Annotated in this window: 9 protein-coding genes; 5 read left to right on the forward strand and 4 right to left on the reverse strand. The window is 74.1% G+C overall.

Annotated elements, in window-relative coordinates; genetic code table 11:
- The first annotated feature begins 390 nt into the window (after positions 1-390).
- A complete protein-coding gene (gene rsgA, locus ACIQVI_RS00955; protein ID WP_351973183.1) occupies positions 391-1,500 on the forward strand; it encodes a ribosome small subunit-dependent GTPase A in 1,110 nt (369 codons plus the stop codon).
- Positions 1,501-1,537: 37 nt separating this feature from the next.
- On the forward strand, positions 1,538-2,995 hold the full coding sequence (locus tag ACIQVI_RS00960; protein WP_403589680.1) for a DNA-3-methyladenine glycosylase 2 family protein: 1,458 nt from the start codon (positions 1,538-1,540) through the stop codon (positions 2,993-2,995).
- A gap of 48 nt (positions 2,996-3,043) precedes the next feature.
- Here the strand turns inward: ACIQVI_RS00960 and ACIQVI_RS00965 are convergent, their stop codons facing one another.
- Positions 3,044-5,821, reverse strand: a complete 2,778-nt coding sequence (locus ACIQVI_RS00965; protein ID WP_403589682.1) for a S8 family peptidase — start codon at positions 5,819-5,821, stop codon at positions 3,044-3,046.
- Positions 5,822-6,031: 210 nt separating this feature from the next.
- On the reverse strand, positions 6,032-7,699 hold the full coding sequence (locus ACIQVI_RS00970; protein WP_403589684.1) for a phospholipase A2: 1,668 nt from the start codon (positions 7,697-7,699) through the stop codon (positions 6,032-6,034).
- Between the two features lie 228 nt (positions 7,700-7,927).
- Between ACIQVI_RS00970 and ACIQVI_RS00975 the strand changes: the two genes are divergently transcribed.
- On the forward strand, positions 7,928-8,620 hold the full coding sequence (locus tag ACIQVI_RS00975; protein ID WP_403589686.1) for a hypothetical protein: 693 nt from the start codon (positions 7,928-7,930) through the stop codon (positions 8,618-8,620).
- Between the two features lie 167 nt (positions 8,621-8,787).
- On the opposite strand, the gene ACIQVI_RS00980 is transcribed toward ACIQVI_RS00975, so the two are convergent.
- Together ACIQVI_RS00980 and ACIQVI_RS00985 are read right to left on the reverse strand one after the other, a co-directional pair.
- Positions 8,788-9,270, reverse strand: a complete 483-nt coding sequence (locus ACIQVI_RS00980; protein WP_351972243.1) for a DUF456 domain-containing protein — start codon at positions 9,268-9,270, stop codon at positions 8,788-8,790.
- A 280-nt stretch (positions 9,271-9,550) separates the two neighbouring features.
- Positions 9,551-10,534: a helix-turn-helix domain-containing protein gene (locus ACIQVI_RS00985; RefSeq protein WP_351972242.1), complete on the reverse strand. Its 984-nt coding sequence runs from the start codon at positions 10,532-10,534 to the stop codon at positions 9,551-9,553.
- A 232-nt stretch (positions 10,535-10,766) separates the two neighbouring features.
- Between ACIQVI_RS00985 and ACIQVI_RS00990 the strand changes: the two genes are divergently transcribed.
- Entirely contained in the window at positions 10,767-14,528 is a 3,762-nt protein-coding gene (locus ACIQVI_RS00990; RefSeq protein ID WP_403589688.1) for a S8 family peptidase, read from the forward strand.
- A 123-nt stretch (positions 14,529-14,651) separates the two neighbouring features.
- Positions 14,652-16,328, forward strand: coding sequence for a protein phosphatase 2C domain-containing protein (locus tag ACIQVI_RS00995; RefSeq protein ID WP_403589690.1), 1,677 nt, complete (start codon positions 14,652-14,654; stop codon positions 16,326-16,328).
- The last annotated feature ends 27 nt before the right edge of the window (positions 16,329-16,355 follow it).

The raw sequence follows: 16,355 nt of genomic DNA on the forward strand, positions 1-16,355 counted from the left end.
CGGGATTTCCGTGAACTACCGGCGGCCGGTCGTTGAGGCCGGTGGACCGTAAGTCCTCGCTCAGGATGCTCTACGACGCGCGGCATGACGCTGGTCCGCAGGCTGTCGGGGGCGTCCAGGTGAAGCCCCGAATTTAATCGGTGGTGCCGTGCCCCGAGGTGGGGCTATGGTTCTGCTCGTTCCAGGGCGCGGCTGTGTCGTCGCCGAGGGAACGGTGGTCGGTTCGTCGAATGAAGAAGCAGGAGGTGAGGACATTGATGACTGTCACGCTGACGGGCTCTGCCCGCATTCAGGAGTTCATCGTTCCCACCTCCGTGGCCTCCGGCTGACACCCACTCGATTCGCGCGCTCGGAGCGCGCCGCCGGGGCCACCCCTGTGAAGGGTCCCCCTTGTCTTTCCCGCTTTCCCTTGACTCCTCCTCCCTTCTCGACGCCCATGGCTGGGACTCCGGCTGGGCCGACGCCTTCGCGCCGTACGCCGTCCGGGGGCTCGTTCCCGGGCGGGTCGTCCGGGTCGACCGGGGTCAGTGCGACGTCGTCACCGCCGACGGGACCGTCCGCGCCGACACCGCGTTCGTGACCCCGCACGACCCGCTGCGGGTCGTGTGCACCGGTGACTGGGCCGCCGTCGACCCCGAGGGCGCCGGTGATCCCCGGTACGTACGGGCGTGTCTGCCGCGCCGTACCGCGTTCGCGCGCTCCACCTCCTCCAAGCGGTCCGAGGGGCAGATCCTCGCCGCCAACGTCGACCACGCCGTGATCGCCGTCTCGCTCGCCGTCGAGCTCGACCTCGGCCGGATCGAACGCTTCCTCGCCCTGGCGTGGGAGTCCGGCGCCCAGCCGGTCGTCGTCCTCACCAAGGCGGACCTCGTCCCCGACCCCGTCGGTCTCTCCTACCTCGTCGAGGACGTCGAGACCGTCGCCCCCGGCGTACGGGTGCTGCCCCTCAGCTCGGCCACGGGCGAGGGGGTCGACGTGCTCTCCGGCGTCGTCGCGGGCGGCACGACCGTGCTGCTCGGGGTCTCCGGCGCCGGCAAGTCCACCCTCGCCAACGCGCTCGTCGGCGAGGACGTCATGTCCGTCCAAGCCGCCCGCGACGTCGACGGCAAGGGCCGCCACACCACCACCACCCGCAACCTCTTCGTCCTGCCGGGCGGGGGCGTCCTCATCGACACCCCCGGCCTGCGCGGCGTCGGGCTCTGGGACGCCGAGACCGGCGTCGGCCAGGTCTTCTCGGAGATCGAGGAGCTGGCGGCGGAGTGCCGCTTCCACGACTGCGCCCACGAGGCGGAGCCGGGCTGCGCGGTGGCCGCCGCCATCGAGGACGGCACCCTGCCCGTCCGCCGCCTGGAGAGCTTCCGCAAGCTCATGCGCGAGAACCAGCGGCTGGTGGCCAAGACCGACGCCCGCCTGCGCAACGAGATCCGCAAGGACTGGAAGCGCAAGGGGGACGCGGGCCGGGCCGCCGGCGAGTTCAAGCGCAGCGGCCGGCTGCGGTAGCCCGTACGGGCGGGGACGTACGGCTCCGGGGAGCGCGATGTCCGAAAACCGCGAGCCCCGGGCCGTGCGCCGCCGCACACTGGAACCCGTGAGGGACGACGACACCCGCTACGAGGCGGTCAGCAGCAGGGACGCGCGGTTCGACGGAGAGTTCTTCTTCGCCGTCCGGACCACCGGCATCTACTGCCGTCCCAGCTGCCCCGCCGTCACCCCCAAGCGGCGGAACGTCGCCTTCTTCCCGACGGCCGCCGCAGCCCAGGGCCACGGCTTCCGGGCCTGCCGCCGCTGCCGCCCAGACGCCGTGCCCGGCTCCGCCGAGTGGAACGTCCGGGCCGACGTCGTCGGACGCGCCGTCCGCATGATCGGGGACGGCGTCGTCGACCGCGAGGGCGTCCCCGGCCTCGCCGGACGCCTCGGCTACAGCCCCCGCCAGGTCCAGCGCCAGCTCACCGCCGAACTCGGCGCCGGGCCCGTCGCCCTCGCCCGCGCCCAGCGGGCCCACACCGCCCGGCTGCTGCTCCAGACCACCGGGCTCCCCGTCACCGAGATCGCCTTCGCGTCCGGCTTCGCCAGCGTCCGCCAGTTCAACGACACGATCCGCGCCGTCTACGCCCGCACCCCCACCGCCCTGCGCGCCGAGTCCGGCACCGGCGCGGGAGCCCGCACCGCCCTCGCCGCCGGGGTGCCGCTGCGGCTCGCCCACCGGGGCCCCTACGCGGCCGGCGAGGTCTTCGACCTGCTCGCCGCCGAGGCCCTGCCCCGCGTCGAGGAGGTCGTCGGCGCCCCCGGCGCCCGCACCTACCGGCGCACCCTCCGCCTCCCGTACGGCACCGGGATCGTCTCCGTCGACGAGCGCTCCGCCGGGCGCTGGCTGGACGCCCGGATCCACCTCACCGAGCTGCGCGACCTGACCACCGCCGTGCACCGGCTCCGCCGCCTCTTCGACCTGGACGCCGACCCGTACGCCGTCGCCGAACGCCTCGGCGCCGCCCCCGGGCTCGCCGCCGAGGTGGCCGCCCGGCCCGGCGTGCGCTCCCCGGGCACGGCCGAACCCGAGGAGTTCGCGCTGCGGACCCTCCTCGGCGCCGAGGAGTCCGCCCGGGTCGTCGAGGAGCACGGCACCCCGGCGGCCACCGCCTGCGGCGGCCTCACCCGCCTCTTCCCCGCGCCCCGGGACCTGACCGGCCACCCCGTCGCGGGGCCGCTGGCCCGCGCGCTCGCCGACGGAGCCGTACGCCTCGATCCCGGGGCCGACCGCGACGAGGCCGAGCGCGCGCTGCTCGCCGTCCCCGGAGTGACCCCCGGGGCCGCCGCCCTGATCCGGATGCGGGCCCTCGGGGACCCCGACGCGGCCCTGCCGGACGGGCCCGGGGCGGAGGAGTGGCGGCCCTGGCGCTCGTACGCCTTCCGCTATCTCTTCCCGGCCGAGACCGCCGGGACCGCCGGGACCGCCGGGAGTCCGCTTCCGCGCGCCGAAGACGCGGGAGCCCCGTGAGGACCGGACGGTCCTCACGGGGCTCCCGTGGTTCTTCCCGCGGATCGGCTACCGCGCGGCGTACCCGAAGCGGACGCCGCCCGAGGGCAGCCCGCCCGTCCCCGGCCGGTACGCGGTCACCGGGGCGACCGCCCCTCCGGCGGTGACGTTGGACATCGGCAGGGCGTACAGCGCGCCGCCGGCGTTCGGGCCGTAGGCCATGCCGACGTACAGGCGCGTGCCGGTGAAGGCGAGGCTCTTGCCGAGGTACTGCTTGGCGCCCGGGGTGCCGGGGATGCCGTCGCCGTCGCCCGCCTCGATCCAGCGGTCGTTGGTCCCGGCCGCACCGGCCAGGGAGAAGGTGTGCACCGCGCCCGCCTGGGCGGCCGTGCCGAGGGTCTCGCCGGGCGTGCCGACGGCGAGCCGCATGGAGGCGGAGGTGCTCACCGCGTCCGGGGCGGTGTTGACGGCGGCCAGGGTCTCGCCCATGCGGTCGCCGACCTCGGAGGTGCCGGAGACCGTGTCGTCCGCGGTGCCCTGCTTCAGCTCGCGCAGGTAGCTCCACGTGCCGTCGGCCTTGATGCGGATCTGCACGACCCGGCCCGCGTTGGCCCGGTCCTGGCCGTCCACGACCACGCCCTCGCCGGGCGAACCGATCGCGAGGATCGACTCGGAGGCGGTGGCGGCGCCCGACGCCCGGAACGGGGCGATGGCCACCGCGAAGCCGAACTCGTCACCGGCCTCGGCGCCGCCGGAGATCGCGGGGTTGTCCTGGTCGAGGCCCGCCAGCGGTGTGGGCTTCCCCTCGGAGTCGAGCTTGTTGGGGTTGAAGATCGCCACCCCGCCGGACTTCGCCAGGCTGCCGATGGCCTCGCCGGGGGAGCCGATGGCGAGGAAGTTGGAGTCGCCGGCCACGCTGAAGCCGAACTTGTCGTCCTTCTCCGCCGTGCCCGGGACGCCCGCCTTGTCCTGGTGGATGGCGACGCTGGTGGTGCCGCGCACGTAGAAGGCCCCGCCCGCGTTGGTGAGGGTGCCGAGGGACTCGCCGGGGACGCCGATCAGCAGGTACGGCTCGCCCGACCGGGTGGTGCCGGCCGCGAGGGAGTGGCCCATGCGGTCGCCCGCCTCGGGGCCCGAGGCGGCGATCGCGCCCGTGCCCTGGCCCTGCTCGAAGTGCGTGGCCTTCTTGCTGCCGGTGCCGAGGCCGCCGGCCGCGCCGTAGAGCACGTCCACGAAGCCCGCGTCGACCACGGAGCCCGCGTCCTCCCCGGGGGTGCCCACGACCAGGTCGGTGTAGCCGTCCTTGTCGTAGTCGACGGTGGCGAGCTTCTCGCCGAACCAGTCGCCCTGCTCCGAGCCGCCCGGCACCCAGTCGAGGTCCTGGTGGATGCCCGCGGTGCCCTTGCCGCCGCCGTACGTGATCCAGACCGCGCCGGCGGTCGTGGTGCCGCCGACGGTGGCCGCCGGGTCGGCGATCGCGATGTCCTCGGCGCCGTCGCCGTTGAAGTCCACGATGCCGGTCTTCTTCGGGGCGATCGCCTGGCCGAGGTCGATGCGCGGGGTGGTGGCGCCCGTGTAGCCGATGGGCCGACCGGTGCTCTTCAGGAGCGCCTGGAGCTCCGTGACGCTCTTGGTGGGGTACGTCTGCCGCAGCACCGCGAAGGCGCCGGTCACGTGCGGCGCGGCCATGGAGGTGCCGTTCTTGGGGGCGTACGTACCGCCGGGGACGGAGGAGACGATGCTGGTGCCGGGGGCGAACAGGTCCAGGAGCGGGCCCCTGTTGGTGAATCCGGACAGCTCGTCGTCGGGGGTGGTGGAGCCGACGGTGACGGCGGAGGAGACGCAGCCGGGGGCGCTGACCGCGTCGGCGTAGCCGTTGTTGCCGGCCGAGACCACGGTGGCGACACCGGCGGCCAGCAGCTTGTCGACGGCCACCTTGCGGGGGTCGGCGGTGCAGTCGGTGGTGTAACGGCCGCCGCCGAGGCTCAGGTTGGCCGCGATGACGGGCGTCCCGGCCTGACGGAGCTGCAGCACCTTGTCGAGGCCCGCGAGCTGGGCGCTGGTGAAGCTGAGGACGCACGGGGTGGAACCGCCGCAGTAGTCCTCGGAGTCGAACTTGCTGAAGACCTGGATGGCGATGAGGTCGGCGCCGGGGGCCACGCCGCGCGCCGGGGCGCCGCTGATGCCGGCGCCGTTGCCGACGGCGATGCCGGCCACGTGGGTCCCGTGGTCGCACCCGGAGATGGTCGCGCACGGCCCGGTCTCGGAGTCGGCGGTGCCCGCGCCCTCCTGCACCCCGGCCCCGTTGGGGCAGAGGCTGGAGGCGCCGAGGTCCGCGTCGCTCGGGGAGAAGCAGGCCTCGGTCTTGACGCGGCCCTTCAGGAACGGGTGGCGGACGGCGACGCCGGTGTCCAGGACGGCCACCGCGCTGCCCGCGCCGGTCTTGCCCGCGGCGAAGGCCTTGTCGCCGCCGATGAGGGGGACGCTGTTGTCCAGGGTCGGCGGCACCGGGACGTCCTCGGTGACGCTGACCACGCCCGGCTTGGCGGCCAGCCGGTCAAGGCCGGCCCGGTCGACCTTGAGGGTGACCACCGGCAGGATCGCGAAGGACTGCTTCGTCTCGCCCGCGCTCGCCGCGTCGGGGAGGTCCGCCCGGTCCTCGGTGACGACGTTGACGCGGACGGTGCCGCCGCCGTCGGTGGAGTCGTACAGGGGAGGGTCGATCACCCCGTCGGCCGCTTCGGCCGCCGCGGGGGCACTCAGCGGCGCGGCGGCCTGGGCCGGTACCGCGCCGAGCGACACGGCCGTCAGCGCGGTGACGACCGTGGCCCAGAACTTCTTCTTCACAGTTGCCTCGGAGAGAAAGAGGACGTCGCTCGGCCCGTGGAGAACGGGGGCGCGGCTCGGCCCGGGGAGACGGTGGCAGCACACGGGTGCGGGAGGGGTGACGGAGCGCCGGGCGCGGTGTGCGGTGGGAGAGGGGGCCGGGCGGCGAGGGTCTCGTCGCCCGGCCCCCGGTGTCCCGGGGAGTGCTCCGTCGGGAGAACGGGCCGGAGATCAGGTCTTGTTGGCGCCGTTCTTCGGGTTGCCCTTGCGGACGCCCTGGCGGTAGGTCCAGGCGGTGGCGCGGCACGGCTTCTTCCAGAAGTAGCCCGCGCAGACCTTGTCGCGCAGCGTGGTGTAGAAGACGTCGTCCACCGCGACCTTCTTCCGGCGGTCGAGGTAGTACGCGTAGCCCTTGTAGGTGTTGCCGATCAGGCCGTAGCCGTAGTCGTGCATGTCGCACGCGGGCCGGAAGTTCCAGCCGCCCGGCTTGCTGACGTTCGGGCCGGGGGTGCTGCAGCCGTCGTTGTTGATGCCCACGACGCGGTAGCCGGTCTTGGTCCACTTGAAGTACGGCTTGTGCCAGCCGTAGTGCGCGGCCCAGGCGGCGCAGCCGGTCTTCCAGTAGTACAGCCAGTGGCGGGCCCAGCTGCACTTGCGCGGGTAGGCCTCCGGGTCGGAGATCTCACCGGGGCCGATGTCCGTGGCCGGGGGAGCGGTGGCGTTCGCGTCGGTGATCCCGCTCGCGCCCTCGATCGGCGCGTCCGAGGACGGACGGGCGGGGCCGGCCGGCAGCACGTCAGGGGAGGCCGACGTCGTCGGGTAGGCGAGGTCCCAGTCGCCGTTGTCCGGCGAGACGATGTCGGAGACGCGGCCGGTGGAGTCGTACACGTAGGAGGAGACCGCGGCGCTGCTCTCGACCGGGTTGGTCACCGAGCGCAGCAGGCCGGAGGAGTCGTACGCGTAGCGGGCGAGGGTCTGCGTGGTGGTGCCGGTGGTGACCTTCACCTCCTTGGCGCGGCCCGAGTAGTCGCCGAGCTTCGTCCCGGAGGCGGTGGTGGAGGCCGCGTAGCTGATCGCGACGGTCTCCTTCAGGGCCTCTCCGACGGCCGGCTCCGTGATGGTGGAGACCCGGCCCTTGGAGTCGTAGGTGACGGTGGAGACGCCGTAGGCCGCGTTGCCCGAGCCGGTGACCCGCCAGGCGTTGGTGCCGGGGGCGACCTGCTTCCAGGTGCGGGTGGGCTTGAGGTCGGCGGCCGACACGGGCTCGTCGCCCGCCTCGGAGGCGCCGGCCGGCTGCCCCTCGTCCGCGACCGTGAGGTCCACGTTCAGGGTCTCGACGACGGTGGAGACCAGGGTGCCGGTGGCGGCGTCCCACCGGGCGGTGTCGGTGATCCTGTCGCCCGTGGAGGTCTCGTACTTCTTCACCCAGCCGCCGTCGGGGGCGTCGAGGCTGCTCTTGAGCAGGTAGCGCGTCGACTCGCCCACGCCGAGGTCGGTGACGACGATGGCGTCGCCCTGCTGCTCCAGCTTCTGGTTGAGCTCGCCGCCCAGGAACTCGGCTTCCCAGCCGGGGCCGAAGACGCCCATGTCGGGGCGGTTCGTGGGGGCGGACTCGGGCTTGGCGACGTCGCCCGCCCGGGCGGCGACGGTGTGCCTGCGGCCCACGGAACCGGCGGAGACGTCGTTCTCGGCGATCTCGAAGGTCTGGCTGCCGGTCGAGTACATGCCCGGGCCCACCTCCTCGAACTCGCCGGTGGCCGCCGGCGGGTCGACGATCCCCGTTCCGGCCGTTCCCGCTCCGGCGGCCTGCGGCCCGGCAGGTGTCGTTCCCACGGCACTCTGCGGAAGCAGGAGCGCCATGGAGAGCGCGGCAATGACGGGCAGAGCGGTTCTGCGCATGAATTCCCCCCATGCATAAGTCGTTCGCCTGTTGATCGCTTACGGATCGCTTACTGATCGCTGCGGACACTAGGAGGCGAGCGGCCGCCTTCACAAGGGTTTTCGAAAGGCAAAAGAAATTCGCTTTATTCGCGAAAGTTATTTGCAGTTACTTTCGGCCAGGTGGCCGAAACAGTAATGAGTAGGGGTACTCATGCGCCGTGTGCGGCGTGGCCCGAGACTGTGCGGGTGACGCGAATCCACGCCTCGAACGACACGTGCGTACGTCCTCCGGGCCGCCCGCGACCCGCCCTCGCGGCAGCGGTCCTCGCGGTCCTGGCGCTCACCGCCTGTGGTGCGGGTGGGGCGGAGGGTGGCGGTGGGAGCGGCGGATCCGCCCGCGCCGGCGCCGCCACCAGGGCCGCCGCCGGTGCCGCCACCGGTGCCGTCGAGCCGGCCGGCGGGGCGGCCTTCGCCGCGATGCTGGCCGAGGTCGCCCGGCCGTGCCCGTCCGGCCACGCGCCCGCCGACCGCTCCGGCGACCCCGGCGGCGGCGCGGAGGAACCGTCGATCCGCCCCGGGGAGACGCCGCCGGCCGGCCCGGTCGAGCCGGGCTTCCCCACGGGCGGACCGGAAGCGGAGCTGAGCGCGCGGGACTGGTGCGCGAGCGGTCTGCACGAGGAGCGCGTCACCCAGGCGCTCCTGAAGCTGAAGGATCCCGCTCCCGGCGGGGTCCGGAAGATCCTGAACGGCCTCGGCTACGTCGACGAACGCATCCACGGCCTGGAGCGGACGGGCGCGACCACGCGTTTCTCCCTCGACCTGAGGGAGCCGGGAGGGCGACTTTGCGTCAGGGGATCGGCGGCCGGTGAGCACACCGTCGTCGAGACCTGCGTGGCACCGGAAACCGGTCCGTTCTCATCCACGAATGCCGGAAATTAGTCATTGGGCCGATATGGCGGCCGCGTACTTTTAGGGAGAACGGCGGTTTCTTTCCCGTCCGTACATTCCCTTTTGATGGTGTGCGTTGCGAACTCCGTGCGCCGCTCCGGCGCTTTTCGGTGCCTTGCCGGTGAGTGAAGAGGCGTGCCGGAAAACCCCTCGGGGGCTCAGCCCCAGACGACCGCTCCCGCCCACGCCCCCACGATCAGCAGGCAGGCGAACAGCTCGACCAGCACGCTCGTGCCGGCCGCCCGCATCACCGTCCGGGTCGCCGCCCCGGCCTGCCCGTGGCCGCCCAGCCGGAGCCGCTCCGCCAGGTAGATCCCGCCGACGAAGCCGGGGATCGCGCCGACCACCGGGACCAGGACGAAGCCCAGGAGGGCGCCCACCCCGGCGTACGCCACCATCCGGCGGGTGATGCCGACCCCCCGGAAGCGGCGCGCGGGCAGCTGCCAGACGATCACCTGGGTGAGGAGCAGCAGGCCGGTCGAGGAGGCCAGCAGGATCCAGGCGAGGTCCGTCCGCTCGTGCAGCGACCACCAGAGCATCGCCGCCCACACCAGCCACGTTCCCGGCACGCCGGGCGCCAGGACCCCGAACAGGCCGAGCAGCATCACCGTCGCGACCATCAGGAGCTGCCACACACCCACGCTGCCCAGCGTGCACGACGCCACGGATTCCCGCAGGTCGCGAGGGGCGGACGGGGGACGGGGCTTTTGGCGGGGGCCCGAGGGGCGCGGGTCCTGAGGGGTGCGGCCCCGAGGAGTGCGGCCCTGAGGGGTACGACCCCGAGGAGTGCGGGCCCTGAGGAGTACGGCCCCGAGAAGCACGGGCCCTATAGGAGTACGGCCCGCCCTGCGGAATGCGGGGCATACGAGGCCCAAGCCGCCCCGGCGCCCCCGGGCGCGCTCCGAGGCCCCGCCCCCGCCCTCACCCCCGCGCCACCCACCCCTTCTCGTACGCGTGCCAGCCCAGCTGGAGGCGGGTCGAGACGCCCGACAGCTCCATCAGGCCCTTCACCCGCCGCTGCACCGTCCGCAGCCCCAGGTCCAGCTGCTTCGCCACGCTCGCGTCCGTCATGCCGGCCAGCAGCAGGGAGAGGATCTCCAGGTCCACCGCGTCCGGGCCCGGCGCCTCGTCCTCGGTGATCTGCGCGCCCGCCCCGAGCCGCAGCGGCAGCGCCTCCCGCCACACCGACTCGAAGAGCCCCATCAGCGATTCGAGGAGCCCGCTCGCGTGCACCACGATCGCCGCCGGCTCCGCGCCCCGCCCGGTCAGCGGCACCATCGCCAGGGACCGGTCGGCGACGACCAGCTTCGTGGGGACCCGGTCCGCGACCCGGATGCGCTCCTCGCGGCCGAGCGCCGCCGACAGCTCCAGGAGCCCCGTGGGCAGGGAGAGCACCTCGCGCTCGATCACCACCCGGTAGCGCACCCCCCGCCCGGCCGCCTGCTCCTCCGCGTCGTTCTCCAGGCCGGAGACCGCGATCGGCTTGCCCGTCACCAGGGCGCAGACCTCCTCCGTCGCCCCCAGCTGGAGCTGGAGGAAGCGGTGGGTCACCGCGCTCGCCCCGGTCACCACCTCCACCAGGTCGTGCACGGCCGCCTCCGCCGCCTCCGCCCGGTACTCCTCGGCGAGCAGCGCCGCCGCCAGCTCGGCCTGCTCCAGCTCGTGGCGCTGCTGGGTGAGCAGCGCGCCCAGCGCCACCCCGGGCGGGGCCGCGACCCATCGCCCGGTGCGGGCCGAGGACTGGGCGGCGAGCCCCTGCGACTCCAGGCGCCGCAGCGCCCGCTCGGTCTCCCGCTCGGGCAGCGCGAGCCGGTGGGCGAGGTCCGTGACCTCGGCCGCGCCCAGCGAGACCAGGGCGCGGTACGCCGATTCCTGGCGCTCGTCGAGTCCTATCGCTCCCAGCATGGAATGCCCCACCCCTCGCCCACCTCCGCCGGGCGTCCGCGTCTTCCCGGGACGCCCGGCGGAGGCTTTCGTTCCGTTGGTGACCTGGCGGGAAACGGCCACGGCGTATTCCCGCCGGGCACATCATCCCTGCACCGCCCTCACCTCTGCCAATGTGGCGCCACCGCAGCACCAACAGCCTCCGGGAAAGGGCGACTTGCACCGCCGTGCCCGGAATCAGATGGGGAGAGCGATGCGTCCGATTTCGCGTACGGCCCTGGGAGCGGCGACAGCCGCCGTCCTGGCCGCCACCGCGGTCGCGCCGTCCATGGCGAACGAGCCACGGGACGGCACGGCCGGCAAGCGACCCCTGGTCGGCAGCGAGGTCTCGGCCCGCACCGGAGCACGGACCGCCACGGTGACCCTGGTCACCGGCGACCGCGTCCTGGTCACCCGCGACGCCGCGGGCGCCCCGGCGGCCGCGGCCCTGCCCCGCGAGGACGGGACCGTCCCCTTCGTGCAGACCCGCCGCACCGGCCAGGACCTGTACGTCTACCCGGAGACGGCCACCGCCGCGCTCGCCGCCGGACGCGTCGACGAGGAACTCTTCAACGTCACCGGCCTGATCCGTCAGGGCTACGACGACGCCGCCACCACCGCCCTCCCCCTCATCGCCGTCTACGGCTCCGACGTCACCCGCTCCGCCCCCCTCGCCCCGCGCGGCGCCCGGCGCGGCCAGGTCCTCGAGGCCGTCGACGGCGTTGCCCTCCGAGCCGAGAAGAAGACCACCGCCACCTTCTGGGCCGAGGTGGACGCCCCGAAGGCCCGCGCCGCCTCCGGCATCCGGAAGCTCTGGCTCGACCGCAAGGTCGAGGCCACCCTGGAGCGCTCCACGAAGCAGGTCCACGCCCCCGAGGCCTGGGCCGCCGGCTACGACGGCAAGGGCACCAAAGTCGCCGTCCTCGACACCGGCGCCGACACCGACCACCCCGACCTCAAGGGCCGCGTCGTCGCCTCGGAGAACTTCACCGACTCCGACACCGCCGCCGACCGCCAGGGCCACGGCACCCACACCCTCTCCACCGTCGGCGGCTCCGGCGCCGCGAGCGGCGGAAAGAAGAAGGGCGTCGCGCCCGGCGCGGAACTCCTCAACGGCAAGGTGCTCGACGACTCCGGATCCGGCGCGATCTCCTGGATCATCGCGGGCATGGAGTGGGCCGTCGCCCAGGGCGCCGACGTCGTCTCCATGAGCCTCGGCAACCCCACCCCCACCGACTGCACCGACCCCATGAGCACCGCCGCCGAGGAACTCGCCAAGAACGAGGGCACCCTCTTCGTCGTCGCCGCCGGAAACACCGGCCCCTCCCTCAACACGGTCTCCTCGCCCGGCTGCGCGCCCGGCGTCCTCACCGTCGGCGCCACCGACCGCGATGACTCCACCGCGTACTTCTCCAGCCGCGGCCCGACACTCGTGAACCACACCCTCAAGCCCGAGATCGCCGCACCCGGCGTCGCCATCTCCGCCGCCGCCGCGGGCGGCCGGGGCGTCTACGCCTACCAGTCCATGTCCGGTACGTCGATGGCCACCCCGCACGTCGCGGGCGCCGCCGCGATCGTCAAGCAGCGCCACCCCGACTGGACCGCCCGGCAGATCAAGGCCGCGCTCGTCGCCTCCGCCGAGAGCGACCTGCCCGGCGACGTCCGCGAGGTCGGCGGCGGCCGTCTCGACGTCAAGGCCGCGATCGACCAGAAGGTCCTCGGCGCGCCCGCCGTCCAGGGCGGCACCTTCGCCTGGCCGCAGGACAGGACCGACCGCACCACGGTCTCCGTCCCGTACACCAACACCTCCGGCGCCCCCGTCACCCTGAACCTCTCCGTCGAGAAGGTCACCGGCAACGACGGCTCCCGCGTACGGAGTTCGGTCGCCAGCCTCGGCAAGCGGACCGTCACCGTCCCCGCCGGCGCCACCGTGAAGGTCCCGCTCGAACTCGACCCCGCCGCCCGCCTGGACCGCGCCCAGTACGGCGACGTCACCGGCCGCGTGATCGCAACCGGCAAGGCAGGCGTCCGCGTCTCCACCCCCTTCTCCCTCTACGTCGAGCCCGAGACCGTCACCCTCCGCGTCAAGCTGATCGACCGCCTGGGCGCGCCCGCCTCCGGCGCCTCCTCCCTCGACGTCATCGGCACCGACGACGCCACCGGCGAACGCCGCTTCAACGAGGGCGCCACCGACCAGGTCTTCCGCCTGCGCCCCGGCGGCTACTTCCTCTCCTCCTACGTCACCACGCCCGACCCGGGCGAGGGCGCCGCGCTGAACGACTCGCTCAGCTACCTCGGCCGCCCGCAGCTGGAGCTGAGGAAGGACACCACCGTCGTCCTCGACGCCCGCAAGGCGCACCGGCTGTCGATCGGGACCGACAAGGCCACCGAACTCCGCGGCGCCACCCTCGCGTTCGCCCGCTCCTGGGACGACACCTGGACGCACGCAGGCACCGCCGCCGGACCGCGCACCCTCCGCTCCTACTACGCCTCGGTCGAAGGCCGCGCCGACGACGGCGACTTCGAGTTCGGCAGCTACTGGCGGGCCGCCGCCCCGCAGATCACCTCGCTGCGCACCACCGACGGCCTGACCCTGCACCCGCTCACCGGCTCCCTCGCCTCCGACAACCTCGACGGCACCGGCTCCGCCCGCCTCGTCGACGCCGGAACCGGCACCCCCGACGAGCTGAGGGCCGCCGACGTCAAGGGCCGCGTCGCCCTCGTCCGGCTCCCCGACGACTCCACCCAGGCGAGCGTCCTCGCCCGCGACGCCAAGGCCGCCGGAGCCGTCGCCGTCGTCGCCCACCACACGGCCCCCGGCCGCTGGTACCCCGGCGGAGGCTTCATGGGCAACGGCCTCCCCGTCCTCTCCGTCCCGCCCGCCGAGGCCGCCGCGCTCCTGAAGAAGCTGGCCGCCGGCCCGGTCACCCTCGCCTGGAAGGCCACCGCGAAGAGCCCGTACGTCTACAACCTCGCGTTCCCCGAGACCGGCGCGATCCGCTCCGCCAAGGAGTACCGGGTCCGCGACCGCTCCCTGGGCCGCACGGACTCCGCGTACGGCTCCACCGGCGTCACCACCGACTTCTTCGACAGTCCCGCCGCCCACCGCCCCAACGGCACCCGCGTCTTCTTCGGCTCCCTGGAGACGGTCCCCGTGCCCGGCACCCGCACCGAGTACTACTCCGCCGGAGACACCGCCTGGGAGCAGCTGATCGGCAGCAACTTCCCCTTCGGCGAGCTCATGGTCGGCGCCCGCCACGCCTACCGGGCGGGGGAGAAGCGCACCGAGCGCTGGTACGACGGCGTCCTCGCCCCCACCGCCCCGCGCGACGCCACCGGGAAGCCGGTCCTCGTCTCCGAGCGGCAGGGCAACCTCATAGGTTTCGCCGCCGCCATGTGGGGCGACAACACCCACCACGCCGAGCCCGGCTCCTTCGGCGACATCGGCAACCTCAGCCTCCGCCGGAACGGCGAACTCCTCGGCGAGACCGGCTGGCCGCACGGCGCCTTCGAGGTACCGGCCGAAGCCGGGACGTACACGCTCGAACAGAACACCATGAAGATCGGCAGCAAGGTGTGGGACCGCTCCACGTCCGTCAACTCGGTGTGGGAATTCACCTCCAAGCTTGACGAGAGCGTCTATTCTCAGGGCATCCCGATTCTCTTCCCCCGGTACGACCTTCCGGAGGACGGCCTCAAGACCCTCGCCGCGACCGACGGCCAGCACATCGGCCTCACCGCGACGGGACACGCGGGCTACACCCCCGCGGCGCTCACCTCGGCCAGGCTCTCGTACTCCTACGACGGCGGTACGACCTGGACCGAAGCGCGGGTCTCCCAGCAGGGCGGCCGCTGGACCGCGACCGTGAACCACGCGGGCGCGACCGGCGAGCAGGTCACCCTGAAGACCGAACTGACGGACGCCGGGGGCAACTCCGTCACCCAGACCGTGGTCCGCGCTTACGACGTGCGCTGACCACGACGGTCCGCCGGGCGTCCTTCCCGTGGGGGGTGGGGTCGCCCGGCGGACCACCCATTCGCCGCAACGCTTTTCCCGATGTCCCGTTTTCGGACCCCCCGCGCGGTGGACAATAAGGGCATGACGCAGCAGGGGGACAGCTGGTGGGACAAGCTCTACGACGAGTCGGCGCCGGACACGGCCCCGACGGCCTCGGGTGACACGCTCGACGACCACTTCGACACGGCGGCCCGCGCCACGACGGGCCCACCGGGCGACCCGCGCCCTCCGACGCCTCCGACGCCTCCGGTGACGGACGCGGAGACGGACGCGACGACGCCTCCGGCCCGGACCGGGACCCCGGACCCCCGGTCCGCGCCACCGGCCCCGGCCCCGATTCCGGCCCCGAAGACGGCCCCGGAGACCGGCACGAGCAGGGCCCCCGGCGCGGCCCCGGAACCACCCCGGCCCTCCACGCCGCCTCCACCTCCGCCCCCGCCGCCCGCGCCGACGACGGCCCCCGAGCCGTCCGCACCGCTCACGGCCGCCGCCCCGAGCGCCCCGCCGGCACCTCCCGTACCGCCCCCGCCGTCCGCCGCCCCGGGCACGCCCGCCCCCTGGGAGACGGCCGAGGCCGGGCCGCGGACCTTCCCCGGGCCGCCGCCCCCGTCCGCCCCGCCGGCCGAGGAGCTCACCGTCCAGGTGCCGGTGCCTCCGGATCCCGAGAAGGAACCGGCCGACAGCGATACCGACACCGACACCGACACCGACGCCCGCCCCGACCACGCCCCGACCGTCCAGGTCGCCCTGCCCGTCCCCCGGCCCCGTACCGGATTCGTCGGCAGCAGGCCGCCCACCTACGAGCCCGAGCCCACCGCCCTGCCCCTCGCCCGCCCCGGCGAACTCGCCGACGTGGTCGCGGACACCGTCCTCGACGGCGCCCGCTACGGCACCTGCACGCTGCGCGCCGCCTCCGTGCGCGGCGACTCGGCCCGCTTCCGGGGCGAGCCCCGCCGCGACGCCCTCCTCACCGCCCGCTTCGGCCACGACGAGGCCGCGCTCGTCCTCGTCGCCGTCGCCGCCGGGTCCCGCGCCGCCGAGGACGCCCACCTCGCCGCCGCCGACGCCTGCCGCTGGATCGCGGAGGCCGTCTGCCGCAGCCACACCCGGCTCTCCGAGGACATCAGGTCCGGCCGCCGGGGCGACCTCAAGTCCGGACTGCACCGGCTCACCGACCGCACGTACGGCAAGCTGCGCGCCCGCGCCGCCGAGCGGGGCCTCGCCCCCGACGCGTACACCGCCTCCCTCCGCTGCCTCCTGCTCCCCGCCGACCCCGACTGCCGCACCCGGGTCTTCTTCGGCATCGGCGGCGGCGGTCTCTTCCGGCTCCGCGACGGCGCCTGGCAGGACATCGAGCCGCTGCTGCCCGAGCGGGCCGCCGTCACCGGCGCCCCCGTCGTCGGCTTCGGCTCCCCGCCGGCCGCCCCGTCCGCCCCGGAGGCGACCGAGGAGGGCGACCGGCTCACCATGGACCTCGGCATCACGACCGCGCCCGGACCGCTCGTCGAGGAGCCCGTGCCGCCGCCCGCCGAGCCGTTCCGCTTCCGCGCCTCCGTCGCCCGTCCCGGTGACACCCTGCTGCTGGCCTCGCCGGGGCTCGCGGACCCGATGCGCGACGAGCCCGGCCTCGCCCGCGAGCTCGCCGACCGCTGGGCCGACGCGGAGCCGCCCGGCCTCGCCGCCTTCCTCGCCGACACCCAGCTGAGGGTGACCGGTTACGCCGATGACCGTACGGGGGTGGCCGTCTGGGAGGCGTGATCCGCCGGGCCGTGTGTTGATGGAGCC

The organism is Streptomyces sp. NPDC098101 (genome assembly GCF_044760185.1).
In the GTDB taxonomy this organism is placed as follows: Bacteria; Actinomycetota; Actinomycetes; order Streptomycetales; family Streptomycetaceae; genus Streptomyces.

Excerpts from the sequence above, each read along its gene's own strand:
- ACIQVI_RS00990 (WP_403589688.1), top strand. The coding sequence starts at position 10,767 with ATGCGTCCGATTTCGCGTACGGCCCTGGGAGCGGCGACAGCCGCCGTC.
- ACIQVI_RS00970 (WP_403589684.1), bottom strand. The coding sequence starts at position 7,699 with ATGCGCAGAACCGCTCTGCCCGTCATTGCCGCGCTCTCCATGGCGCTC.
- ACIQVI_RS00985 (WP_351972242.1), bottom strand. The coding sequence starts at position 10,534 with ATGCTGGGAGCGATAGGACTCGACGAGCGCCAGGAATCGGCGTACCGC.
- ACIQVI_RS00995 (WP_403589690.1), top strand. The coding sequence starts at position 14,652 with ATGACGCAGCAGGGGGACAGCTGGTGGGACAAGCTCTACGACGAGTCG.
- ACIQVI_RS00960 (WP_403589680.1), top strand. The coding sequence starts at position 1,538 with ATGTCCGAAAACCGCGAGCCCCGGGCCGTGCGCCGCCGCACACTGGAA.